The sequence below is a fragment of the Hydrogenophaga laconesensis genome, from assembly GCF_031457235.1.
In the GTDB taxonomy this organism is placed as follows: domain Bacteria; phylum Pseudomonadota; class Gammaproteobacteria; order Burkholderiales; family Burkholderiaceae_C; genus Hydrogenophaga; species Hydrogenophaga laconesensis.
This window is the reverse complement of record NZ_JAVDWE010000008.1, coordinates 177,963-200,634: the sequence shown is the minus strand read 5'-3', so window position 1 is coordinate 200,634 and position 22,672 is coordinate 177,963. Positions and strand designations below refer to the sequence as shown.

The following is a 22,672-nucleotide window of genomic DNA, read 5'->3' as shown; positions in this document are numbered from 1 at the left end:
TGATGTTCATCGACCTGCTCAAGGCCGTCGGCTCGCAGCTGATCGTGCTGCACCACCTCGCGTTCTACGGGCCGATGTCGGACTGGACACACCGGCTCGCCCCCGATCTCGTGGCCTGGTTCAGCCAGGACGCGCGCATGGCGGTGCAGGTGTTCCTGGTGGTTGCGGGTTTCCTCGCCGCGCGCAGCCTGGCGCCCGATGGACTGCTGCGCGGGGCATCGCCCCTGGGCCAGCTCGGCCAGCGTTATGTGCGCACCGCGCTGCCCTACATCGCCTCGCTGCTGGTGGCTGTGCTGTGCACCGAGCTGGCGCGCCGCTGGATGACGCACAGTTCCCTGTCCGCACCACCCGGGCTGTGGCAGTTCATCTCGCACGCACTGCTGCTGCACACACTGCTGGACATGGAGTCCCTCTCGGCCGGTGTCTGGTATGTCGCCATCGACTTCCAGCTCTACGCGCTCCTGCTCGCCCTGCTGTGGCTGGCACGCCGGCAGCACACGGCGACGGCCTGGGCGCAGGCGCTGGTGGTGATCGTGGTGGCGGCCTCGCTGTTCCACTTCAACCGCGAAGACGACTGGGACAGCTGGGCGTTGTACTTCTTCGGCGCCTATGGCCTGGGTGCGCTCACCTGGTGGACCACATCGAACGACGCGGCCTGGCGCCATGGCCGCTGGCTGCTGGGTGCGCTGGTCGCCATGGCTCTTGCGGCCCTGACGATCGACTTCCGCGAGCGCATCGCGCTGGCCCTGACCGTGTGTGTGGCGCTGGCCTGCGCGCAACGGCAGGGCTGGATGTTCACCTGGCCGCGCAGCCGCGCCGTGGCGTACCTCAGCCGTATCTCGTACTCGGTGTTCCTGCTCAATTTCCCCGTGGCACTGGTGGTCAACGCCTGGTTCACCCGTTATGGCGGTGCCGATGCGGGTGTGCAGACCGGCGGTGTGCTGCTGGCGTGGCTGGCCTGCAACGTGGCGGGCGCTCTGTTCCACCACGCCGTGGAGCAGCCGCTGGGCCGGCTCTGGCGTCCGCGCGACCCCGCGCTGGCGGGGGCGACGCTCAGCGCCCGCTGAACCGCGCGGCGTGCTTTTCCAGGAACGCGCGCACGCCCTCGCGCGCGTCGTCGCTGTGGGCCAGTCGTTGCTGGGTCGTCTCGAATTCATCGGCCGCTGCCATCGGCCCTTCCTCCACCGCTTTCAGCGCATTGAGCCGCGTGGCCACCACGGCCAGTGGGGCCTGCTGCGCAATCGCCTGCGCGATGCGCAGGGCCTCGTCGAGCTCGGTGCCGGCCGGCACCACACGCTGCACGAAGTGCAGCCGCAGCGCCTCGGCGCTGTCGAACACATCGGCGGCCAGCAGATGCAGCAGCGCATTGCCCAGACCTGCGCGCTCGGCCATGCGCAGCGTGGCGCCACCGGTGGCCATGATGCCGCGCTGCACCTCCAGCTGGGAGAAGCGGCAGTCGTCGGCCGCGACCACGATGTCGGCGGCCAGCATGAGCTCGATGCCCAGCGTGTAGGTGATGCCTTTCACGGCCACCACCATCGGCTTGGTGCGGCGGCGGTAGCCGGGGCGCCCGAGGTTCAGCGGATCGACAAGCCCCTGGGCCACGGGGCGTTCCCCACGTTGCATCAAGGGAGCGAAGCTGGGCAGATCCAGCCCGGCGGTGAAGTGGTCACCGATCGCGTGGAGCACCCCCACGCGCAGGGCCGGGTCGTCATCGAGTCGCGTGTAGGCCTCGGCCAGCGCCTGCATCATGACGGGCGTGAAGCCATTGCGCTTGGCGGCACGGTCGATACCGATCAGCAACACCGGGCCCTGCGCCTCGCTCAGGATGCGGCCTTCGGATGGGGATGGCATGGTGGCGTTCATGCGGCCCATGGTAGTGACGTGCGGCCCTGCGATTGTCGCTGAGGCGTCATACACTGCGCCAATGCCAGCCACCCCGCACCTTCCCTTGCCCGACCCGGGTTGCTGTCCGCTGTGCGGCGGCGACAACCGCTGCGCAATGGAGATCGAGCGCGAGACCGGGGAGAAGCAACCGCCCTGCTGGTGCGTGGACGCGACCTTCAGCCCCGAACTGTTCCAGCGCATTCCTGCGCAGGCGAGGGGCCAGGCCTGCATCTGCGCGGCCTGCGTGGCCGAGGCCCTTCACACCGCCCGCGAAACGGGTTGAGCGCCAGGGCCCGGCTCTGGACACCTGGATCAAGGCGCCGGGCTCACCACCCCACGGGCGCGGCCCGCCTTCAGCCGCAGCGCGACCGGCACCACCAGCATGAGCGCGGCCGTGGCCCACAGGCCGATCGAGATCGGGCTGCCCACCAGGATATGGACGTCTCCATTGCTGATCGAGAGCGCGCGGCGCAGGTTCTGCTCCATCAGCGGGCCGAGCACGAAGCCGAGAATCAGCGGCGCCATGGGCACGCCCTGCTTGCGCAGCAGGTAGGCCGCGAAGCCGAGCGCCGCCATCAGCAGCAGGTCGAAGGTGGTCGCGTGCACCGCGTAGACACCCACACTGGAGACCGCGAGGATGCCTGGCACCAGCACCCAGTTGGGCACATTGAGGATCTTCGTGAAGATGCCCACCATGGGGATGTTGAGCACCAGCAGGATGATGTTGGCCAGGAACATCGAGGCGATCAGGCCCCACACCAGATCGGGCTGCTGGCTGAACAGCGCGGGTCCCGGCGTGATGTTGTAGAGCGCGAGCGCGCCCATCATCACCGCCGTGGTGCCCGACCCCGGCACACCCAGTGTGAGCATGGGAACGAAGGAGCCGGTGGCGGCCGAGTTGTTCGCGGCCTCGGGCACGGCCACGCCGCGGATGTCGCCGGTGCCGAATGTGCCTTCCTTGTCGATCAGGCGTTTCTCCATGGCATAGGTCATGGCGCTCGCCACAGTGGCGCCGGCGCCGGGCAGCACACCCACCGCAAAGCCCACCACGCTGGCGCGCAACGTGCTCCACCAGGTGTGGGCCATCTCGCGCAGGTTGAACATCATGCGGCCGGTCTGCGTCACCAGACCGGCGTTGCTGTGGTGCTCCTGCAGCATGAGGAGGATCTCGCTGATGGAGAACACGCCGATCACGACCACCACGAACTGGATCCCGTCCGAGAGGTGCACGTCGCCGCCCGTGAAGCGATAGACGCCAGAGTTGGAATCCAGCCCCACGCTGGACATGGCCAGGCCGATCAGCGCCGCCACCCCGGCCTTCACGGGCGCGTCGCCCATCAGGCCCGCAATGCAGGCGAATGCAAAGCACATGAGTGCAAAGTACTCGGCCGGGCCGAAGGACAGCGCCCAGCCGGCCAGCAGCGGCGCGAACATCACGATGCCCAGGGTGGCCACCAGCGAACCGACGAAGGAGCTCCAGGCGGAGATCGACAGGGCGACGCCCGCCAGGCCCTTGCGCGCCATCGGGTAGCCGTCCAGCGCGGTCATGATCGCACCGGCGTCGCCTGGCACATTGAGCAGGATGGAGGAGATGCGCCCCCCGTACTCGCAGCCGATGTAGACCGCCGCAAGCAGGATCAGCGAGGCTTCGGGCGGCAGCTTCATCGCGAAGGCCAGCGGCATGAGAATGGCCACGCCATTGATGGGCCCGAGCCCCGGCAGCAGGCCGACCACGGTGCCGATGAAGGAGCCGATCGCGGCGATGAGCAGGTTGACCGGGCTGAAAGCGACGCCGAAGCCGTCCAGCAGATGCCGTAAGGTGTCCATTTCAATAACCTCCCAGCAGAAAGGACAGCACGCCCGTGGGCATGGTCACGTCCAGCAGCCTGTCGAACACGAAGTGAAAGCCCACGCCCAGCACCGCCCCCCCGGCCAGCGACTGCTTCCAGCTGCCGCCGAAGGCCAGGCCCACGGGCAGGGCCAAGAGCGTGGTGGCGAGCGCGAAACCGAGCAGCTGGAACAGCAGCGCGTACAGCAGCACCGCGCCCGCACAGAGTGCCGTGGCTTTCCACGGCACGCCCCGGAAGGCCTCGACACCGATCGACGGCCGCAGCACCAGCCAGAGCCCGCTCAGGCCCAGGCCCACCGCCAGCAGCAGCGGGAACGCCCGGGGACCCAGGGGTTCGTAGGAATAGGCGGCCTCATAACCCTGCGAAGCCCATGCCATGGCCGCAGCCACGCCGACGCAGACCGCGCCCAGTACCCGGTCGCTCATGTCAGTTCGCCGGTTTGGTCGAGAGGCCGAATTCCTCGGCGAGCTTGCGGTAGCCCTCCACCTGCTTCTTCACATAGGCATCGATCGGTGCACCGGTGAGCGCCATGGGAAAGAGGCCGCGTTCATCGCGCAGCTTGTCATAGGCCGGGGTGGCCAGCACCTTCGCGAACGCGTCGGCCCACACCTTGTAGTCCGCATCGCTCACCTTGGGGCCGACATAGAAGCCACGCACGATGGGCCACTCGACCGGGAAGCCTTCTTCCGCGGCGGTCGGCACGCTGGCCAGGTCGCCTGGCAGGCGCTTGTCGTGCATCACCGCCAGGATGCGGATCTTGGCGCCGGCCTTGCGCTGCTGCAGCGATTCGGCCGCGTCGCCGGTGAACACATGAATGTGGCCGCCCTGCAGGGCGGTGAGCGCTTCACCGCCTCCTTCGAAAGCCACGTAGCGCATGGTCTTGGGATTGACGCCGCCGGCGCGCGCGGTGAGTGCGGCCTTCATCCAGTCCTGGCTGCCCACTGTGCCCCCGGCACCGAGCACGACCTTGGTGGGATCGGCCTTGATGGCAGCCATCACTTCCTTGAGCGACTTGAAGGGTGAGCTCTCGGCCACGACGACGGCGCCGTAGTCGGTGCCCACTGCGGCCAGCCACCGAACGTCGTTCTCGGTGTAACGACCGAACTTGCCTTGCGCCAGGTTCAGCAGCGAGCCCCCCGAGAACGCCACGATCGTGCTGGCCGCGTCGGGGCGCTGCGCCACGATGGTGTTGTAGGCCACCGCGCCGATGCCACCGGGCATGTAGGTGACGCGCATCGGGTCGCTGATCACCTTGCCATCCTGCAGCGCGCTCTGGGCCAGCTTGCAGGTCAGGTCAAAACCACCCCCCGGCTTGGCCGGTGCGATGCACTCGGTCTTGGCCAGCGGGTTGGCGAACGCGCCCATCGCGCAGACCGACAGGGCGGTCATCAGCAGGTGCCTGGTCATCTTCACGGTGTGTCTCCTCGAACGGTGGGTTCAACAACGGCATTCAGGGATGCCGGGTGCCCAATGTAGAAAGCCGGCACTTTCAAGCCGCTTTCAGCGCCAGCGCGCAAACCTCGGGGTAAACCCGGGATCACGCGGGGTCGCCCAACGCGGGCAGGTGCACGTCGACCTGCAGGCCCCGCCCCCCTGGCCCGTGCGAGACCACCATGTGCCCGCCATGGCGATGCGCCACGGTGCGCACGAAGGCCAGACCCAGACCCGACCCGGGCACCGAAGCAGCCTGCCCCCGGAAGAAACGTTCACCGGCCCGGGCCAGGTCTTCGGGCGGCAGGCCCGGGCCATCGTCGACCACGCGCAAACGGACATGCGCCGGCTTTTCCGGCGAAGCCGGCATCGAGCGCACGGACAGGGTCACACGGCAACCGGCACCACCATGGCGGATCGCGTTCACCAGCAGGTTCGAGAGCGCCTCGCCGATCAGGTCGGGGTCACCGCGCAGCGGGATCGCCTGGTCCGGCCCGTCGAAGCCGAGGTCGACCGACTGCTCGCGCGCGCTGGCCCACCACTGGCGCGTGGCGGACTCCGCCAGCCGCGCCACGTCCATCGACTGGAAGACCAGGGGCGCACCGTCGGCCCGCGCCATGGACAGCAGCTGGTTGGTCTGCTGGATGGTCTGCTCCAGCTGCAGGCGGATCGATGCCAGCACCTCGCGCTGGCCTTGCGGATCGCTTTCGCGCTGCGCGTACGCCACCTGGGTGGCCAGGGTGGCCAGCGGTGTTCGCAGTTGATGGGAGGCGTCATCCACGAAGCGGCGCCGCGCCTCACCCTGTTCGCGGTTGCGTTCGATGTGGTGGTTGATGGCGTGCACCAGCGGCAGCACCTCGGCCGGCACCCGATCGGGCGACATCGGTGTCAGGTCTTCGGGCGGGCGGCCCTCGACCTCCTGGCGGAACCGCACGAGCGGACGCATGGCCCAGGTGATCGACAGGATGAGCAGGCCCGTGGCCAGCAGCATGAGCAGCAGATCGCGCGCCAGCGTGCGAAGCAGCAGCCCGCGGCGGAAGTCGTTGCGCGCGTCCAGCGTTTCGGCCACCTGGATCACGATGCGCTGGGACCTCGCCTTGCCCGCCAGCGGTTCATTCAGTTCGCGCGCGTAGCTGCCCACGCGCACGGGCTGGCCGAAGTACTCGCCTTCATGGAACTGGGGGCGGCCGGTTTCCAGCGGCGAGGGCGGCGGTGGCAGGTCCGGGCTGCCGATCTCCACCAGCCCGTCTTCGGTGGCCACGCGGTAGAACACCTGGCCTTGCGCGGTGAGCTCGAAGAACTCGAGCATGCGGTACGGCAGCTCCACCCCGAGCCCGCCGCTGGCGGTGGAGATGCTGGAGTCGATCGACTTGACCGCGCCGAGCAGCGAGCGATCGTAGGCGGCATCGGCCGCGTCGTTCACCGTGCGCCAGGACAACCACACCTCGGCCGCGCCCACCACGAGCATGCCGGGCAGCAGCAGGATCAGCAGCAGGCGGCGGATGCTCACCAGCGGCCACTTCGCCGGATTCATGGCGCGAGTTCCAGCAGGTAGCCCAGGCCACGCAGCGTCGTCACCCGCACAGGTGTGTTCTCCAGCCGCTTGCGGATGCGGTGGATCAGCACCTCGATGGCTTCGGGGTGCACGTCCTGTTCGTCGGAGAACACCCGTTCCAGCAACTCGCGCTTGGACAGCGGTTCACCCGGATGCTGGATGAGCGCGCGCAGCACCGCGTGCTCGCGCGGCGTCAGGCCCAACGGCTCGTGATGGACCTTGAACTGCCTGGTGGCGCTGTCATAGCCCAGGGGGCCGCACGCGAAACGCGGGTGCTCCTGGCCACGGGCACGCCGGATGAGCGCCGTCAGGCGCGCTTCCAGTTCGGCGACGTCGAATGGCTTGGCGAGAAAGTCGTCCGCGCCCGCATGAAGGCAATCCACCCGCTCGCGCAACGAGTCGCGCGCGGTCAGGATCAGAACGGGCAGGCGCTGGTCGGCCTCCCGCAGGTCGCTCAGCACATCGTGCCCGTCCAGGGAAGGCAGGCCGAGGTCGAGGATGAGGGCGTCGTAACGCGTGGCCTTGAGGCTGCGACGCACCATGCGCCCGTCGTTGACCCAGTCCACCTGGAAGTCGTTCTGCCCCAGGGCCTTGACGAGCCAGGTGGCCAGTTCGGGTTCATCTTCGGCAAGCAGGATTCGCATGGAGCACCGTCGCAGTTCTGGACGCCCACACCCGTGGGCCCTCTCCATGGTAGGACGAAGGCGCTTTCAGGCCGCTTTCAGCGGCCACCCCGGATCGCCCGGGTTTACCCGCCCCGTCGCAGGCACGGGCCGCCTCAGGGGCTGGTGGGCGGATCTCGCGGTGACCCCGCATCCGGTGGCAGCACCAGTGGCGGGACGGGGGCCTGCGTCATGCCCAGCACCCATTCGCGCCAGATCGCCACCAGCAACGCCATCAACACCGGTCCGACAAACAGGCCGACGATGCCCATGGTCTTCACGCCGCCCACGAGGCCGAAGAAGGTGGGCAGGAAAGGCAGCTTCACGGGGCCGCCCACCAGGCGCGGACGCAGCGTCTTGTCGACGATGAACAGCTCGATCGAGCCCCAGGCGAACAGGCCCACGCCGGCCAGCAGCTGACCGGAACCCACCAGGTAGAGCGAGACCAGGGTGAACGAGAGCGGCGCGCCACCGGGAATGAGCGCCATGAAACCGGTGACCACGCCCAGCAGCACCGGCGAGGGCACACCGGCCACCCAGTACGCCAGCCCCAGCACCACACCTTCACCGATGGCGATGAGGCCCAGGCCGGTCACCGTGGCGCTGACGGTGGCCGGCACCACGCGGGAGAAGCGTTGCCATTGCAGCGGCAGGATGCGTTCGCCAATGGCGTCGAGCTGGTCGGCGATGCGCGCGCCGTCCTTGTAGACGAAGAACAGCGTGATGAGCATGAACAGCAGCGTGAGCGCGAGGTTCACCACGTCGCCGGTGGCGCTGAGCACCATGCGGTAGATGTTGCCGATGTGCTGGCCGCTGAGGATCTGGACCCAGTCGCCCAGCGCATGTGGGTCGCCCAGGTGCTCGCGCCAGTAGGCGGCGAGGGTCTCGCCGACCCAGGGCAGTGCCTCGATCCAATGCGGCGGCGGTGCGCCGTTGCGATTGACCTCCAGCAGCCAGGCCACGAGCGTACCGGCTTCCTTGAGCGCGTAATGCAGCGCCATGGTGAGTGGCACCACGAGCACCCCGATGACGATCAGCAACGCCAGGCTGGCGGCGAGCATCGTGTTGCCCCGGCAGGCCTGCACACCGCGCCGGTACAGCGGCCAGCTGGCGAAGCCGATGATCAGCGCAGCCAGCACCGGCACCAGGAAGCCACGGAAGAAGTAGACGCCGGCCGCCACGATCAGCAGCAGCACGCCGCGAATGATCAGTGATGCGTGCGGGACAGGTTGCATGGAGGAAGGAACCACAAAGGCAGAGGGCAGACCTGGGGCAATATACCCGACCCCCCACCGTGCCCACCTCCACCTGCAGCCTTCGGACCGACACGCAAAGGCGCTAAGCTAGACCGCCACCACGGCCCCAGCACCCATGACCCCTCCGTCCAGTGACCACTCCCTGCCTGCGCTGCGCGCGCGTCACGGCGAGCGTTACCGATGGCTTCTGCTGCTGTCGGTGATGGTGGGCACGATGGCGGCCATCATGTCGTCGACCGTCATCAACGTGGCGATCCCCGACATGAGCCACCACTTCACGCTCGGCCAGGAGCGCGCGCAATGGGTCACCTCCGGTTTCATGGCGGCCATGACGGTCTCCATGCTCACCACGCCCTGGCTGCTCTCGCGCTTCGGCTACCGCCGCACCTACGTCGGCTGCATGTGGCTGCTGATGGTGGGCGGCGTGGCCGGCGGCTTCGCCAACGACTACCCGCTCGTGCTGGCGGCGCGCGTGGCCGAAGGCCTGGCCGCAGGCGTGGTCCAACCCATTCCGGCCATCATCATCCTGCGCGCCTTCCAGCCCCACGAGCAAGGCCGCGCCAGCGGCATCTTCGGCATGGGCGTGGTGCTGGCGCCTGCGCTGGGCCCCAGCATCGGCGGGCTGCTGGTCGATGCCTTTGGCTGGCGCTCGATCTTCTTCATGGTGGTGCCGTTCTGCATCGCCTCGCTGTGGCTGGCGCACCGCTACGTGCCCACAACCTCGCCCGGTGGCGTGGCCGCCAATGCACAGGGCTCGGGCCTGGACTGGCTTGGCCTGCTGCTGGCCGCTGTCGGCACGCTGTGCCTGCTCAACGGCCTGGTGGAACTGCACGGGGGCGCCGCCGCCACGGCCGCCGCGCTCCTGGCCGGCGCGGCATGCGCACTCGTGGCCTTCGTGGGACTGCAGCGGCGCACGCTGCGGGCCCGGCGGCAGCAGCCGGACCAGGGCGTGGATCCGCTCATGAACCTCTCGCTGTTCAAGGACCGACGTTTCGCGATGGGCAGCATCGTCGCCTTCATCTACGGCATTGCCCTGTTCGGCTCCACCTACCTGCTGCCGGTCTACATCCAGAGCGGCCTGGGCTTGTCGGCCTCCTACGTCGGCAGCATCCTGCTGCCCGCCGGTCTGGTGCTGGCCGTGACCATCGCCATGGTGGGCCGCCTGGCCGACCGGCAACCCACGCACCGGCTCGTGAGCATCGGCCTGGTGCTGCTGAGCGCCTCGTTCGCGCTCATGGTCACGCTCGATCCCGGCCGGCCGACGCAGATCTTCGCGCTGCTGGTCGCGTGGGCTGTGCTCGGCCGCATCGGCCTCGGCTTCATCCTGCCGTCGCTCAACATCGGCGCCATGCGCGGGTTGCAGAGCGTCGACATTGCGCAGGGCGCGAGCGTGATCAACTTCCTGCGCATGCTCGGCGGTGCGGCGGGCGTGAGCCTGTGCGGCATCGTGCTCGAATGGCGCCTGGCCGCGCATGGCGCGCAGATCACCACCGGCGGTGCCGCCACGGCCGAACGCATCATGGCGTTCGAGGAAACCTTTCTCATGCTGGCCGCCATCTGTGCACTCGCACTGACCGCCGCGCTGAGGCTCAAACCCGGGGCCACGCCGCACGCTTCACAATAGACCCCCATGTGCCAACTGCTCGGACTCAACTGCGCCACGCCGACCGATGCGGCCTTCAGCTTCACCGGCTTCTGCCAGCGCGGCGGCAGGACCGACCACCACGCCGACGGCTGGGGCATCGCCTTCTTCGAGGGCAAGGGCCTGCGGCTGTTCGTGGATCACCAGAGCGCGTCCGACTCGCCGATGGCCGCCTTCCTGCAGCAGTACCCGCTCAAGAGCCGCAACATCATCGCGCACGTGCGCAAGGCCACGGTGGGCGCGGTCACGCTGGAGAACGCGCACCCCTTCGTGCGCGAGCTCTGGGGCCGGCAATGGGTCTTCGCGCACAACGGTGACCTGAAAGACTACGCCCCCCCGTTGCACAGCCATTTCCGCCCGGTGGGCACCACCGACAGCGAGCGCGCCTTCTGCTGGCTGATGCAGGAACTCGCCAAGTCCCACGCCGGCCTGCCCGACGTGCGCGAGCTCACCCTCACGCTGCGCGAACTGGTGCCGCAGGTGAGGCGCTTCGGCACCTTCAACTTCCTGCTCTCCAATGGCGAGGCATTGTGGGCACACTGCAGCACCAAACTGCACTGGCTGGTGCGCCAGCACCCGTTTGCCCAGGCCACGCTGATGGACCAGGACTGGACAGTGAACTTCGCCGAACTCAACCACCCGGGCGATCGCGCCGCCGTGGTGGTGACCACCCCTTTGACCAGCAACGAACAGTGGACCGCCTTCGAGCCCGACGAGCTCAAGGTGTTCGTGGACGGCCTGCCCCTGCCGTGATGTTCCGGGTGGGGCGGGGCAGCGTCCCGGGCTGCCATCGCGCCGATCGCCGACGAACTGGGCTATGTCAAGGCAGAGGGGCTGGATGTGCACATCGCCGGCGTGGGCGCGGACAACGGTGTGGTGGCCCCATGCCAGCGGCCTGCCTGTACGCACACGAGTCCTTCATCAACGGGTATCCCCACACGACACAGGCGCTGGCCAACGGCATCGCGCGTGCCAACAGATGGCTCCAGGCAGCAGGCCCTGGCGACATCATCAAGGCCGTGCCCAAGAGCTACCTGCTCGGCAACCGCTCCCTCTACATCGATGCCTTCATGGCGGCCAAGGGCTCCCTCTCGCCCGACGGCAGCTTCCCCGCCAGAGGCGCGAACACGGCCTTCCGCGCCCTGGCCAGCGTGGACGACAAGCTCGCCGCGGCCAGGCTCGACCTGAGCGCGCTCTACACCAACACCTCTGTGGAAAGGGCCAACGCGCGGTACCCGCTGGGCTGACGCGGCGGGCGCGACCTCAGCGGTACTGCCCGGTGAGCGTGGTGGGCGCCTGCAGGCGCGCAGCCCGCCGGAACGTCGTGGGGGACGCGCCCGTGATCTCCTTGAAGAAGCGGGAAAAATTGCCCGGCGCGGAGAATCCGAGATCCAGCGCAAGCGAGGTGACGGGCACCTCGTCCTGCACCATGCGCCGCATCGCTTCCTCCACGCGCACGGCGCTCCAGAACACCTGCGGCGTGGTGTTGAGCTGGTCTCGGAACAAGGTGAAGAAGTGAGCGCGGGAAAGGCCCACGCCCGCGGCGATCTCGTCCAGCGTGATTTTCTCGGACACGTGTTCCCGCATGTACTTGATCGCGGCGCGCAGCCGATGGTCCAGCGCAGGGCCAAGCGCGCGCGGCCGGGGCACGGCGGGCGACGACATGGATGCCCCCACGGCGGCCGTGAGCAGGCGTTCGACCTCGTCGTCCACCGCCTGAGACGGCCCCGACTTGGTGATGATGAGATCGAGCAGGCGCCAGCAAACCTGGCGCAGGCTCGCATCGATCGACACGCGCGGCGAGAGAAACATGAACGGGCGGCCGGTGGCCTTGCGCCGCTCTTCCAGCCATTCGCTGGAGACCATGAAGAGCAGGAACACGCAGGGGCCGTCGTCGAGCAGGCTCATGTCGTGCAGCTCGAAGGCATTCGATCCGAGCGCCGTGTCCTCGCTGTAGGCCACCACTTCCGACCCGATACGGGCGACCGCTCGCGCGCCACCGAGCCACAAGGCCAGCTGGGATTCGGAGTGCGAATGCGCGACCAGGCTCTGCCGGGTTTCAAGCACGATGGCGCGCCCGAAAGCGCCCTCGTGGATGGCGTACGCGTCTTCCATGGTTCTGTGTTTGTCTCGTCTGGCGCCATCATCGACATGCGCCTCCTTTTTGCAATGCATCGCGGCAGCCGGTTCGGGAAACCCCCTAGTTCGCAGCCAGGCTCTGCGATACGCGGGCAGATTTTTCGATAAGCGCGATCGCGCCAGCGTTCCTACAGTGCGTCCCTGCCAACAGGCAAGGACACAACTCAGAGGACGCTTCATGAAGCTCGCAACTTATCTGGCCAACGGCCAACGCCATGTCGGACTGGTGGACACCGACCGCCAGCAGGTCACGCCCATCGCGCTGTCGCCCCAGCAGACGTCGCGCGGTGTGCTGTCGGTCATCGAACTGCTGGCCGCCGGCCATCCGCTGCCCGCAACGAGCGGTGCCGCCATGGCACTCGACGCCGTGCAGCTGGACGCGCCCCTGCCCCTGCCACGCCGCAACGTGTGGTGCGTGGGACGCAACTACCGCGCGCACGCCGCCGAACTCTCCGGATCGGTGTTCAAGAACAACGACAACGATCCGAGCCGCTGGCCCATCGTCTTCACCAAGGTGCCGGAGTGCGTGGTCGGTCCGTACGACGAGGTGCTGATCCCCGCCGGCGTCTCGTCGCAAATCGACTACGAGGCCGAGCTCGCGGTGGTGATCGGCAAGGGCGGCAAGAACATCACACCGGCAGCGGCGCTGGACCACGTGTTCGGCTACACGGTGGTGAACGACGTGACGGCGCGCGATGTGCAGATGCGCCACCAGCAGTGGGACATGGGCAAGTCGTTCGACACCTTCTGCCCGATGGGGCCCTGGGTGGTGACGGCCGACGAGCTCGACGGCACACGCACGCGTGTGCGCTGCTGGGTCAACGACGAACTGCGCCAGGACGGTCTCACCACCGACCTGATCTTCGACATCCCGACGCTGATCGCCACCTGTTCGCGCGGCATCACCCTGTACCCGGGCGACATCATCGCCACCGGCACGCCGGCCGGCGTGGGCATGGGCATGACACCGCCGACCTACCTCCGCCAGGGCGACCGCGTGCGCGTGGAGATCGATGGCATCGGCGCGATCGAGAACCGTTTCGTCGGAGACGCCGCATGAGCACACAGTACCTTGACGGTCTGGCTGTGGAGATCGATGGCGAAGGCACGCCGATCGTCTGTATTCACGGCCTGGGCGGCTCCTCGAACAACTGGACACCGGTGATGCGCGCCATGAACGGCCACCGCGTGGTCCGCATCGATCTGCCGGGAAGCGCGCGCTCCAGTGGCGTGTCGGGCGCGCTGAGCATCCAGCGCTTCGTGGACAGCGTGGTGTCGGTGTGCCAGCGGCTGGACATCGGCAGCGCGCACTTCGTGGGGCATTCGCTGGGCACCATCGTGTGCCAGCACCTCGCCACGCAGCGACCGCACATGGTGCGCAGCCTGGCATTGTTCGGCCCCCTCGCCTGTCCACCCGAGGCCGCACGCCCCAACATCCGCGCCCGTGCCGCGAAGGCGGCCGAAGGCAGCGTGGCCATGCAGGACATCGCCGATGCCATCGTCAATGCGGCCACCTCGGGCCTGACGCGCGAGACACAGCCCGCCGCGGTGGCGCTGGTGCGCGAAAGCGTGATGCGGCAGGACCCGATGGGCTACAGCCGCAGCTGCGACGCGCTGGCCGCCGCGCAGTCGGCCAACCTGGAAGAAATCACGGCCCCGGTGCTGCTCGTCACGGGCGACGAGGACGGTGTGGCCCCGCCCGGCAACGTGCGCGAGATGGCATCGCGGCTGCGCAATGCGCAGGTGGAGGTGCTCAACCGCTGCGGCCACTGGACCACCTTCGAGCGACCCGCCGAATGCGCCCAGTTGCTGGGCAGCTTTCTGGCCCGGCACTGAACCGGATTTCTGGAGACAAGCATGAACAACATCCTCATCACCAACGCGCGCATCTTCGACGCCACCGGCGCCGAGCCCTTCACCGGCGAGGTGCTGATCGAAGGCAACCGCATCTCGCAGGTGCGGCGCGGCAGCAGCGGCGCCACCGGCGCGTCGGCCGAACAGGTCATCGACGCCGCGGGCGCCTTCCTCATGCCCGGCATGACCGAGGCGCACACACACTTCTCGTGGAACGACCAGCCCACCCTGGCGGCCATCGCCATGATGCCGCCCGAGGAACACACCCTGTGGTCGGTGCGCCTGGCCAAGCGCTACCTGGACATGGGATGGACTTCCTGCGTGGGGGCTGCTGCGGCCAAACCCCGGCTGGACGTGGTGGTGAGGGAGGCCATCAAGAGCGGGCACTTCCCCGGTCCACGGTACCTTGCGGCTTCGCAGGAGATCACGGTGCAGGGCGGCCTCGCCGACGAAGCCCCACCCCACCTGCCGTTCCAGGAGCTCAACTTCGGCGCGGTGGTCTCCGGCCCGGAGGAAATGCGCCGCTGCGTGCGCCAGTTCCTGCGCCATGGCGTGGACTCGATCAAGCTCAACCTGTCGGGCGAGTACATCGCCGGCATTCCGGCGGAAGCCACACCTTTCTCTGATGAGGAGATCGCGATGGCCGTGCGCGAAGCCAGGCGAGCGGGCAAGCGCGTGGCCGCGCACGCCCGCTCGGCCGAGTCGCTCAAGCAGTGCGTGCGCCACGGCATCGAAGTGATCTACCACGGCAGCTTCGCTGACGAGGAAGCCCTGGACATGATGCAGGCCAACCAGGACAAGCATTTCTTCGCCCCCGGCCTCGCGTGGCTGATCCGTACCAGCTACAACGCCGCCGAGTACGGCATCACCACCGAGGTGGCCGAGCAGATGGGCTACGTGCGCGAGCTCGAGGCCGCGATCGAGACGCTGAAGAAGATGTACCGGCGCGGCATGAAGATTCTGCCTGGCGGCGACTACGGTTTTGCCTGGATGCCGCACGGCACGAATGCCATGGACCTCGAGTACTTCGTGAAGTACATCGGCATGTCGACCATGGACACGCTGCTCGCGGCCACCCGCGAGGGTGGTCGCATGATGATGCGGCCCCACGAACTTGGCCAGATCCGCCCTGGCTTCCTGGCCGACCTGCTGCTGGTCGACGGCGATCCGCTGACCGACATCACCGTGCTGCAGAAGCAGGACCGCCTGCTGGCCGTGATGATCGATGGCAAGTTCCACAAGTCGCCCGTGGTCAGCGATCCGCGACAGCGCAACCGCTGAGAGGCACGGCACCATGACCCGTCGCCTACCACAGCGCGTGCTCTGGAGCGCCTGCGGGCTGCTCCTGCTCGCGGCCTGCGCCGCAGGCCTGGCGAGCAACGCGCGCCTGTTCACCCTCACCCTGCTCAACGGCCTCACGCTCGCGGCGCTCTACTTCCTGGTCGCCAGCGGCTTCACGCTGGTGTTCGGGCTGATGCGCATCGTGAACCTGGCGCATGGCTCGCTCTACCTGCTCGGCGCCTACGTTGGCTACAGCATCGGCCAGGCCTCGGGCTCGTGGCTGCTGGCCCTGCTGGCCGGCACGCTGGCCGCCGCGCTGACCGGCCTGGCCATGCAGCTGCTGGTGTTCCGCCACATGGAAGGCGAGGACATGCGCCAGACCCTCGTGTCCATCGGGCTGTCGATCGTGCTGGCCGACCTCATGCTGTGGTTCTGGGGCGGCGATGTCTACCAGTTCGATGCGCCGGAATGGATGACCGGCCGCATGCCGATGCCCATCGTCAGCGCTTACCCGACGTTCCGCGTGCTGGTGCTGGTGGCGGCCGTGGGCATCGGCCTGCTGCTGTGGGCGCTGCTCAACCGCACCCGCGTGGGCCTCATGATCCGCGCTGGCGTGGACGACCGGCAGATGCTGTCGGCCAGCGGCGTGAACGTGCACCTGGTGTTCGCGGCCACCTTCGCCATCGGTGCCGGCCTGGCCGGCCTGGGTGGCGTGATCGGGGGCACCGTGCTCTCGATCTCGCCGGGAGAGGACGTGCGCTACCTACTGGCGTCGCTGGTGGTGGTGATCGTCGGCGGCATCGGCAGCATCTACGGCGCGGCCATCGGCGCCCTGCTGATCGGTCTGGCGGAGACCTTCGGACTGGCCTACGCACCCACCTACGGCGTGGTGTTCACCTTCGCGCTGTTGGTGCTGGCCCTGGCCTTCCGGCCCGAGGGCATCGTGGGGAGCCAGCGATGAGCGATCCCCGCCTGAGCAGCCCGGCCGAGCGCCTGGCCCTGCCATCGTCCTCCAAGGAAACATCACGCCAGCAGGCCTGGGCGGTCAAGGCCGTGCTGTGCCTGGCCGCGCTGCTGATCTACCCCTGGCTGGCCACGCCGTTCTTCGTCTTCCAGATCGGCGCACAGACGCTGGTGCTCGGCACCATCGCGCTGTCGCTGACCTTCCTCGCCGGCTACGGTGGCATGGTCAGCCTGTCGCAGATGACGGTGGCCGGGGTCGCGGCTTACACCGTGGCCATCGTCGGCAGTTCGTCGGTAACGGAGATCAGTCTGGGCTGGGCACCGTGGCTCACGGTCACCCTGGCGCTGGTGACCAGCACCCTCATGGCGTTGCTGATCGGTGCGCTGTCGATCCGCACCGAGGGCATCCGCACGATCATGATCAGCCTGGCCATCGGCGTGGCGTTCTTCTACCTCACGCAGCAGAACCACGCGCTGTTCAACGGGTTTCAGGGCTTCTCCACGGTGACGCCGCCGATGGTGCTCGGCCTGGACGCCAGCCAGCCGCGCGTGTTCTACCACCTGGCCCTGGCGGTGGCGCTGCTCGCGGTGCTGGGTGTCATCTACATCGTTCGCTCGCCGTTCGGCGTGGGCCTGCAGGGTGTGCGCGACAACCCGCGCCGCATGGCGTCGCTCGGCTTCAACGTCACCGCCCACCGGCTGCTGGCGCATGCCATCGCGGGCCTCATCGCGGGAGCCGGTGGCGTGCTGTTCGTCTACTACAACCAGCGCGTCTCGCCCGACAGCATCAGCACCGGCGCGCTCATCAACGTGCTGGTGATCGCCGTGCTCGGTGGCATGCGCCACCCCGTCGGCCCCTACATCGGTGCCGCGCTGTTCGTGCTGCTGGGCAACTTCGCGATCGACTTCGTCGACCGCGAACGCTTCAACCTGCTCATCGGCGCGGTGTTCCTGCTGATCGTCCTGTTTTCGCCCGACGGCCTGCTGGGTCTATGGGAACGCCTGCGCAACGCCCTTCGCCCGGTTGCGCAGCGTGGTCAGGGTCCGGGCGCGTCACGTTGAACCACCAACCACTGGAGACATCATGAACCTCACCTCTCTCACCACCATCACCCCCATCGCCATGGCGGCGGCCTTGACCGCATTCGCCAGCGGGGCCCAAGCGCAGGACACCATCAAGATCGGCGCGCTCGCCACGCTCGAAGGCGCCTTCACCGTGATGGGGCAGGACGGCATGCGCGGCGTCGAACTCGCGCTCAAGGAACGCAACCACATGGTGGCCGGCAAGAAGATCGAACTGGTCAAGGGATCGTCCAGCGGCCGGCCGGACTCTGCCGTGAGCGCCGCGCGCAAGCTGGTCGAGCAGGACAAGGTGCAGATCCTGGTCGGACCGCTGTCCGGCTCCGAGGGCATCGCCGTGAAGGACTATGCGAAGAACCATCCCGGCGTGACCTTCGTCAACGGCACCTCCGCCGCGCAGGAAACGACCCTGCGCAACCAGGCACCGAACTTCTTCCGCTTCTCGATGGACGGCGCGCAATGGATGGCCGGCCTGGGTTCGCACGCGTTCGCCAAGGGCTACAAGTCGGTCGTCGTCGTGGCCGAGGACTACGCCTTCCCCTACTCGCAGGTGCAGGGCTTCATGGTCGAGTACTGCAAGGCGGGCGGCAAGGTGCTGGACAAGCAGTGGGTGCCACTGGGCACGAAGGACTATTCGTCCGTGATCGCCAAGCTGCCCACCAACATCGACGCGATCTTCGTGGCGCTTGGCGGTGCCGACGCGGTGAACTTCCTGACGCAGTACGAGCAGACTGGTGGCAACAAGCCGCTCATCGGTGGCACCACCACGGTGGATCAGACCGTGCTGGGCTACAAGGGCAAGGCACGCGACTCGCTGGTGGGCACGCCATCGGCCGGCCCGATCGCCGACACCGCACCGGACGAGAGCTGGAAGAAGTTCGTGGCCGACTACCGCGCCGCGTTCAAGGACGGTTTCGCCACGCCTTCGTCGTTCGCGCAGGGCTACTACGTGAACACCAAGGCCGCGCTGGACGCGCTGGATGCCGTGAAGGGCGACCTGTCGAACAATCACGAGGCGCTGCGCAAGACGCTCTCCACCATGACGCTGAAGTCGCCCACCGGCGACATCAAACTCGACGGCAACCGCAATGCCATCGCCAACAACTACCTCACCGAGGTGGCCAAGGCGCCCGACGGTTCGCTCTACAACAAGCTGGTGAGGGTGGTGCCCAACGTGTCGCAGACGCTCGGCCTGAGCCAGGCCGAGTTCGACAAGATGGGTCTGGGCAGCCGCACCAACCCCGAGTGCAAGTAAACCCATGGACCCCGTGAGCACACCAGCGCCCGCGCCCGGCTTTCTGTCCGGCCACGCACTCGAGCTGCACGGCGTCAGCCGCCATTTCGGCTCGCTGCGCGCGATCGACGACGTCTCCTTCTGCGTGACGGCGGGGCAGCGCTATGGCGTGCTCGGTAGCAACGGTGCCGGAAAGACCACCTTGTTCAATGCGATCACGGGTGACTTTCCGACCACGGCCGGCCGCGTTGTCCTGTTCGGCGAGGACGTGACCGCGCTGCCCCCGCAGGAGCGGGTGCGGCGCGGCCTGCGCCGCACCTACCAGACCTCGCTGCTGTTCCGCCAGCTTTCCGTGCGCGACAACCTGTTCCTCGCCGTGCGCGGCGTGGCCGGCGGCCGGTTGAGCCTGGTGCGCGCCGCCCGTGGCGGGCCCTCCCCGCACGCGGTCGAGACGCTGCTGTCCATGGGGCGGCTCGACACCATCGCCGACACGCTCGTGGCCGACCTGTCACATGGACAGCAACGGCAGCTCGAAATCGCGATGGCACTGGCAGGCTCTCCGCGCCTGATCCTGTTCGACGAGCCGGCTGCCGGCCTCTCGCCGGTCGAGCGCCGCGAGCTCGTCGCGCTGCTGCGCGGGTTGCCGCGCCACATCGGCTTCCTGATCATCGAACACGACCTGGACATCGCCCTCACCGTGACCGAACAGGTCACGGTGATGCACAACGGGCGTGTGCTGGTGCACGGCACGCCCGACGAGATCCAGGCCAACGACGACGTGCACGCCATCTACATGGGAGAGGGCCGCCATGCGCACCACTGACGGCAACGAGATCCTGCGCGTCGACAACCTCGACGTGTTCTTCGGCAAGGCACACGTGCTGCAACAGGTGTCGCTGGCCCTGCCCAAGGGCGTGCTCGCGGTGGTGGGGCGCAACGGCATGGGCAAGACCACGCTGTGCCGAGCCATCACCGGCATGGTGCCGGCGCGCGGCTCGGTGCGCTTCAATGGGCGGGAGGTGCTGGGCCTGCCCGCAAACCAGATCACGCACGCCGGCATCGGCTACGTGCCCCAGGGCCGGCGCGTGTGGCGTTCGCTCACGGTGGACGAGACGCTGCGCCTGGCCAGTGGCACGGCGCGCCAGGGCGCGTGGACACTGGAGCGGGTCTACCAGACCTTCCCGCGCCTGGCCGAGCGGCGCGGCAATGGCGGTGCGCAACTCTCCGGCGGTGAGCAGCAGATGCTGGCCATCGGCCGCGCCCTCCTGTTCAACCCCAGCCTGCTGGTGATGGACGAACCCACGGAAGGCCTGGCCCCGGTGATCGTGGAACAGGTGGCCACCTTGCTGCGCCAGCTCGCCGACGACGGCAGCATGTCGGTTCTGCTGATCGAGCAGAACCTGGGTGTGGCACTGGAGGTGGCGGACCGCGTGGCGATCATGGTCAATGGCCGCATCGCCCACGAACTGCCCGCCGCCCAGCTCGCAGCGGACCCGGCCTTGCAGCAACGCATGCTCGGCCTGCGCGCGGGTGCCAGCCAGGAGGCGGACACGCCCGACAACGACGGCCCCGCCGTGGACCACGCACCACCACGTCACCGCGTGCCGGTGCTGCGCGTGGTGCGCTCTTTCGGCCATGCCGACACCGCACCCGCTCGCGTGGCCACACCCACCAGGGTGCAGGCACCAGCGGTCTATCTCGCGGGTGCTTTCGTGCCGGGCGACCCCCTGCTGACGGAAGCCCTGAGCGGGCTGGAGCGCAGCGGCTCGCGCGTGGTCACATTGGAGATTGGCGACACCACCCAGAGCACGGCCCAGGTGAGGCACGCCGAGATCATGGGCTACGCCCGCGAGCCGGAGGATGCCTTGCGCGCCTACCTGCGATCGCGCGGCGACATCGGGGCGCTGCTGGTCATCGCGCACGGCACGCTCGCCAGCCGTGGCCTGGCCACGGCGCAGGCGCTGCCGACCGAGCTGCCGCGCGTCCTGGTGACCGATCGCCCGCTCCCACAGACCCCGGCCGACCTCACCGTGCTGAGCGCGCCGCCGCACGGCGCTGGCGGCATGGCCCAACACCTGGTGGCGGGCGCGGTGCAGGCCATCACCGCCGCCCGGCACGACACAGACATTCAACGCATGCGAAGGACACAACCATGAACACCTCCCAATTCGGCTTTTTCCTGCTGGGCCTGATCGCGCTCGTCATCGTGGTGGCGATCCTGCTGTGGATCGTGCGCCGGCTCTATGTGCGCTCTTCCAAGGACCGCGCCTTCGTGCGCACCGGCCTGGGTGGCCAGAAAGTGGTGCTCGATGCCGGCGCCTTCGTGCTGCCCATGGTGCACGAGGTGACGCCCGTCAACATGAACACCCTGCGGCTGGAAGTGCGGCGCGGACAGGAACAGGCCCTCATCACCCGCGACCGCATGCGCGTGGACGTGACGGCAGAATTCCTCGTGCGCGTGCAGGCCTCCGCCGTGGCGGTGGCCGCCGCGGCGCAGACGCTGGGTTACCGCACGCTCGAAGCGGAGAAGCTGCGCGAACTCATCGAAGGCAAGTTCGTCGATGCGCTGCGCACCATCGCAGCCGACACCACGCTGGAAGACCTTCACGAGAAGCGCGGCACGTACGCACGCCAGGTCCGCGAGTCGGTGGCGCAGGACCTGATTTCCAACGGGCTGGAGCTGCAGTCCATCTCGCTCACGCAACTGGAGCAGGCCGACATCGCCTACTTCAATCCCGGCAACGCCTTCGATGCAGAAGGCCTGACGCGGCTCACCGAGCAGATAGAACAGCGCAAGAAGGAGCGCAACGACGTCGAGCAGAACACGCTGATCGCGATCCGCAACAAGAACCTCGAGTCGGAGAAGCTGGTGCTGGAGATCGACCGCGAGAGCGAGTACGCGCGGTTGTCCCAGCAGCGCGAGGTCGAGGTGGCCCGTGCGCGCCAGCGTTCGGAGGTGAACCGCGAGCGCGCCGAGCACGAACGCGAGGCCGAGCAGGTGCAGATCACCGCCCGGCAGGCCATCGAAGCCGCGCGCATCCGATCCGAGCTCACCCTGGAGCAAGACCGCATTCACAAGAACCTGGCACTGCAAGCGGCCGAGATCGAGCGGCGCATGGCCACAGACCTGGCCGAGCAGAAGCGCACCATCGCCGTGGCGGAGCAGTCGCGAGCACAGTCCGAGGCGCACGCGGCGGCCGACGAAGCCCGGGCACTGGCCGTGGCGGCCGAGGAACGCGTGACCACGGCGCGCCAGACCGAGGCTGCCGAGCGCGCCAAGGCCATCGAGCTGATCGCGGCCGCCCAGGCCGGAGAAAAAGAAGCGCTGCGCCTGAAGCTGGCGGTGGACGCCGAGAAGGACGCGGCCGAGGGCCGGGGCACGGTGGTGCGCATGCAGGCCGAAGCCGATGCACAGGCCGAACGCATCCGCGTCGAAGCCGCCCGCGTGCGCGCCAGCATGGAGGCCGATGCCCAGCGGCAGATGAACGAGGCGCACAACGTACTCTCGCCCGAGGCGCGCGTGTCGGGCTTCCGGCACAAGCTGCTGGACAAGGTGGAGGGCATCGTGCGCGAGTCGGTGCGCCCCCTGGAGCACATCGAGAGCATCAAGATTCTCAGCGTTGACGGTCTCGGTGGCCAGGCGGCAGCGGGAGGGGCGGAAGCCGGTGGTGCACTGAGCGATCAGGTCGTCAACTCGGCGCTGCGCTACCGCGCACAAGCACCGTTGATCGACAACCTGCTCAACGAGATCGGTGTGGACATGTCCGGCGCGGACCGTCTGGCCGCCAACCTCGCGCAACCCCGGACCGCTCGGCCCAGGGACGGTGCGCAGGACTGA

Annotated in this window: 22 protein-coding genes; 14 read left to right on the top strand and 8 right to left on the bottom strand. The window is 68.2% G+C overall.

The features are described 5' to 3' along the window. Positions 1-2 precede the first annotated feature (2 nt). Complete coding sequence (locus J2X09_RS15515; protein ID WP_204734294.1) at positions 3-1,067, top strand: acyltransferase family protein; 1,065 nt, start codon at positions 3-5, stop codon at positions 1,065-1,067. Here J2X09_RS15515 and J2X09_RS15510 read toward each other — a convergent pair. Continuing rightward, positions 1,054-1,866 (bottom strand): crotonase/enoyl-CoA hydratase family protein, encoded by an 813-nt coding sequence (locus J2X09_RS15510; protein ID WP_204734293.1) that lies wholly within the window; start codon positions 1,864-1,866, stop codon positions 1,054-1,056. The two genes, J2X09_RS15515 and J2X09_RS15510, sit on opposite strands and share 14 nt — an antisense overlap. A 61-nt stretch (positions 1,867-1,927) precedes the next feature. Between J2X09_RS15510 and J2X09_RS15505 the strand changes: the two genes are divergently transcribed. Then, positions 1,928-2,170 (top strand): cysteine-rich CWC family protein, encoded by a 243-nt coding sequence (locus tag J2X09_RS15505; RefSeq protein WP_204734292.1) that lies wholly within the window; start codon positions 1,928-1,930, stop codon positions 2,168-2,170. Positions 2,171-2,199: 29 nt separating this feature from the next. Here the strand turns inward: J2X09_RS15505 and J2X09_RS15500 are convergent, their stop codons facing one another. The 6 genes from J2X09_RS15500 to J2X09_RS15475 form a co-directional block, all read right to left on the bottom strand. Beyond that, on the bottom strand, positions 2,200-3,714 hold the full coding sequence (locus tag J2X09_RS15500; RefSeq protein WP_204734291.1) for a tripartite tricarboxylate transporter permease: 1,515 nt from the start codon (positions 3,712-3,714) through the stop codon (positions 2,200-2,202). Between the two features lies 1 nt (position 3,715). Then, complete coding sequence (locus J2X09_RS15495; protein WP_204734290.1) at positions 3,716-4,162, bottom strand: tripartite tricarboxylate transporter TctB family protein; 447 nt, start codon at positions 4,160-4,162, stop codon at positions 3,716-3,718. Between the two features lies 1 nt (position 4,163). Further along, on the bottom strand, positions 4,164-5,144 hold the full coding sequence (locus J2X09_RS15490) for a Bug family tripartite tricarboxylate transporter substrate binding protein (protein ID WP_204734364.1): 981 nt from the start codon (positions 5,142-5,144) through the stop codon (positions 4,164-4,166). A gap of 130 nt (positions 5,145-5,274) precedes the next feature. Further along, positions 5,275-6,702: a sensor histidine kinase gene (locus tag J2X09_RS15485; protein WP_204734289.1), complete on the bottom strand. Its 1,428-nt coding sequence runs from the start codon at positions 6,700-6,702 to the stop codon at positions 5,275-5,277. Next, on the bottom strand, positions 6,699-7,367 hold the full coding sequence (locus J2X09_RS15480; RefSeq protein ID WP_204734288.1) for a response regulator: 669 nt from the start codon (positions 7,365-7,367) through the stop codon (positions 6,699-6,701). The genes J2X09_RS15485 and J2X09_RS15480 overlap by 4 nt, the downstream gene beginning before the upstream one ends. A gap of 134 nt (positions 7,368-7,501) precedes the next feature. After that, a complete protein-coding gene (locus J2X09_RS15475; RefSeq protein ID WP_204734287.1) occupies positions 7,502-8,620 on the bottom strand; it encodes an AI-2E family transporter in 1,119 nt (372 codons plus the stop codon). Positions 8,621-8,756: 136 nt separating this feature from the next. On the opposite strand from J2X09_RS15475, the gene J2X09_RS15470 reads away from it, so the two are divergent. The 3 genes from J2X09_RS15470 to J2X09_RS15460 all read left to right on the top strand — a co-directional run bounded on the left by J2X09_RS15470 (position 8,757) and on the right by J2X09_RS15460 (position 11,530). Beyond that, positions 8,757-10,265: a DHA2 family efflux MFS transporter permease subunit gene (locus J2X09_RS15470; RefSeq protein ID WP_204734286.1), complete on the top strand. Its 1,509-nt coding sequence runs from the start codon at positions 8,757-8,759 to the stop codon at positions 10,263-10,265. 6 nt (positions 10,266-10,271) lie between these two features. Then, positions 10,272-11,036: a class II glutamine amidotransferase gene (locus tag J2X09_RS15465; protein WP_204734285.1), complete on the top strand. Its 765-nt coding sequence runs from the start codon at positions 10,272-10,274 to the stop codon at positions 11,034-11,036. Positions 11,037-11,167: 131 nt separating this feature from the next. Then, on the top strand, positions 11,168-11,530 hold the full coding sequence (locus tag J2X09_RS15460) for a hypothetical protein (protein WP_204734284.1): 363 nt from the start codon (positions 11,168-11,170) through the stop codon (positions 11,528-11,530). Positions 11,531-11,546: 16 nt separating this feature from the next. Here the strand turns inward: J2X09_RS15460 and J2X09_RS15455 are convergent, their stop codons facing one another. Next, positions 11,547-12,398, bottom strand: coding sequence for a helix-turn-helix domain-containing protein (locus J2X09_RS15455; protein WP_204734283.1), 852 nt, complete (start codon positions 12,396-12,398; stop codon positions 11,547-11,549). A gap of 202 nt (positions 12,399-12,600) precedes the next feature. On the opposite strand from J2X09_RS15455, the gene J2X09_RS15450 reads away from it, so the two are divergent. The 9 genes from J2X09_RS15450 to J2X09_RS15410 are packed head-to-tail and all read left to right on the top strand — an operon-like array spanning position 12,601 to position 22,672. Continuing rightward, on the top strand, positions 12,601-13,482 hold the full coding sequence (locus J2X09_RS15450) for a fumarylacetoacetate hydrolase family protein (protein ID WP_204734282.1): 882 nt from the start codon (positions 12,601-12,603) through the stop codon (positions 13,480-13,482). After that, complete coding sequence (locus J2X09_RS15445) at positions 13,479-14,258, top strand: alpha/beta fold hydrolase (RefSeq protein ID WP_204734281.1); 780 nt, start codon at positions 13,479-13,481, stop codon at positions 14,256-14,258. Before J2X09_RS15450 ends, J2X09_RS15445 begins: the two co-directional genes overlap by 4 nt. Positions 14,259-14,279: 21 nt before the next feature. After that, complete coding sequence (locus J2X09_RS15440; protein WP_204734280.1) at positions 14,280-15,557, top strand: metal-dependent hydrolase family protein; 1,278 nt, start codon at positions 14,280-14,282, stop codon at positions 15,555-15,557. Between the two features lie 13 nt (positions 15,558-15,570). Then, positions 15,571-16,518: a branched-chain amino acid ABC transporter permease gene (locus J2X09_RS15435; RefSeq protein WP_204734279.1), complete on the top strand. Its 948-nt coding sequence runs from the start codon at positions 15,571-15,573 to the stop codon at positions 16,516-16,518. Next, the gene (locus J2X09_RS15430) at positions 16,515-17,582 is read left to right on the top strand and encodes a branched-chain amino acid ABC transporter permease (RefSeq protein WP_204734278.1); all 1,068 of its coding nucleotides are present in this window, start codon (positions 16,515-16,517) and stop codon (positions 17,580-17,582) included. The genes J2X09_RS15435 and J2X09_RS15430 overlap by 4 nt, the downstream gene beginning before the upstream one ends. A gap of 22 nt (positions 17,583-17,604) precedes the next feature. After that, positions 17,605-18,855, top strand: a complete 1,251-nt coding sequence (locus tag J2X09_RS15425; RefSeq protein ID WP_204734277.1) for an ABC transporter substrate-binding protein — start codon at positions 17,605-17,607, stop codon at positions 18,853-18,855. A gap of 4 nt (positions 18,856-18,859) precedes the next feature. After that, positions 18,860-19,657 (top strand): ABC transporter ATP-binding protein, encoded by a 798-nt coding sequence (locus J2X09_RS15420; protein WP_204734276.1) that lies wholly within the window; start codon positions 18,860-18,862, stop codon positions 19,655-19,657. Next, positions 19,644-20,990: an ABC transporter ATP-binding protein gene (locus tag J2X09_RS15415; protein WP_204734275.1), complete on the top strand. Its 1,347-nt coding sequence runs from the start codon at positions 19,644-19,646 to the stop codon at positions 20,988-20,990. Before J2X09_RS15420 ends, J2X09_RS15415 begins: the two co-directional genes overlap by 14 nt. Then, positions 20,987-22,672: a flotillin family protein gene (locus tag J2X09_RS15410; RefSeq protein ID WP_204734274.1), complete on the top strand. Its 1,686-nt coding sequence runs from the start codon at positions 20,987-20,989 to the stop codon at positions 22,670-22,672. The genes J2X09_RS15415 and J2X09_RS15410 overlap by 4 nt, the downstream gene beginning before the upstream one ends.

What these genes read in the sequence shown, in the direction of transcription:
- J2X09_RS15410 (WP_204734274.1), top strand. Translation starts at nt 20,987, where the DNA reads ATGAACACCTCCCAATTCGGCTTTTTCCTGCTGGGCCTGATCGCGCTC.
- J2X09_RS15500 (WP_204734291.1), bottom strand. Translation starts at nt 3,714, where the DNA reads ATGGACACCTTACGGCATCTGCTGGACGGCTTCGGCGTCGCTTTCAGC.
- J2X09_RS15485 (WP_204734289.1), bottom strand. Translation starts at nt 6,702, where the DNA reads ATGAATCCGGCGAAGTGGCCGCTGGTGAGCATCCGCCGCCTGCTGCTG.
- J2X09_RS15465 (WP_204734285.1), top strand. Translation starts at nt 10,272, where the DNA reads ATGTGCCAACTGCTCGGACTCAACTGCGCCACGCCGACCGATGCGGCC.
- J2X09_RS15435 (WP_204734279.1), top strand. Translation starts at nt 15,571, where the DNA reads ATGACCCGTCGCCTACCACAGCGCGTGCTCTGGAGCGCCTGCGGGCTG.
- J2X09_RS15430 (WP_204734278.1), top strand. Translation starts at nt 16,515, where the DNA reads ATGAGCGATCCCCGCCTGAGCAGCCCGGCCGAGCGCCTGGCCCTGCCA.
- J2X09_RS15505 (WP_204734292.1), top strand. Translation starts at nt 1,928, where the DNA reads ATGCCAGCCACCCCGCACCTTCCCTTGCCCGACCCGGGTTGCTGTCCG.
- J2X09_RS15495 (WP_204734290.1), bottom strand. Translation starts at nt 4,162, where the DNA reads ATGAGCGACCGGGTACTGGGCGCGGTCTGCGTCGGCGTGGCTGCGGCC.
- J2X09_RS15420 (WP_204734276.1), top strand. Translation starts at nt 18,860, where the DNA reads ATGGACCCCGTGAGCACACCAGCGCCCGCGCCCGGCTTTCTGTCCGGC.
- J2X09_RS15450 (WP_204734282.1), top strand. Translation starts at nt 12,601, where the DNA reads ATGAAGCTCGCAACTTATCTGGCCAACGGCCAACGCCATGTCGGACTG.
- J2X09_RS15460 (WP_204734284.1), top strand. Translation starts at nt 11,168, where the DNA reads ATGCCAGCGGCCTGCCTGTACGCACACGAGTCCTTCATCAACGGGTAT.
- J2X09_RS15475 (WP_204734287.1), bottom strand. Translation starts at nt 8,620, where the DNA reads ATGCAACCTGTCCCGCACGCATCACTGATCATTCGCGGCGTGCTGCTG.
- J2X09_RS15440 (WP_204734280.1), top strand. Translation starts at nt 14,280, where the DNA reads ATGAACAACATCCTCATCACCAACGCGCGCATCTTCGACGCCACCGGC.
- J2X09_RS15425 (WP_204734277.1), top strand. Translation starts at nt 17,605, where the DNA reads ATGAACCTCACCTCTCTCACCACCATCACCCCCATCGCCATGGCGGCG.
- J2X09_RS15470 (WP_204734286.1), top strand. Translation starts at nt 8,757, where the DNA reads ATGACCCCTCCGTCCAGTGACCACTCCCTGCCTGCGCTGCGCGCGCGT.
- J2X09_RS15445 (WP_204734281.1), top strand. Translation starts at nt 13,479, where the DNA reads ATGAGCACACAGTACCTTGACGGTCTGGCTGTGGAGATCGATGGCGAA.
- J2X09_RS15415 (WP_204734275.1), top strand. Translation starts at nt 19,644, where the DNA reads ATGCGCACCACTGACGGCAACGAGATCCTGCGCGTCGACAACCTCGAC.
- J2X09_RS15455 (WP_204734283.1), bottom strand. Translation starts at nt 12,398, where the DNA reads ATGGAAGACGCGTACGCCATCCACGAGGGCGCTTTCGGGCGCGCCATC.
- J2X09_RS15510 (WP_204734293.1), bottom strand. Translation starts at nt 1,866, where the DNA reads ATGAACGCCACCATGCCATCCCCATCCGAAGGCCGCATCCTGAGCGAG.
- J2X09_RS15490 (WP_204734364.1), bottom strand. Translation starts at nt 5,144, where the DNA reads ATGACCAGGCACCTGCTGATGACCGCCCTGTCGGTCTGCGCGATGGGC.
- J2X09_RS15515 (WP_204734294.1), top strand. Translation starts at nt 3, where the DNA reads ATGTTCATCGACCTGCTCAAGGCCGTCGGCTCGCAGCTGATCGTGCTG.
- J2X09_RS15480 (WP_204734288.1), bottom strand. Translation starts at nt 7,367, where the DNA reads ATGCGAATCCTGCTTGCCGAAGATGAACCCGAACTGGCCACCTGGCTC.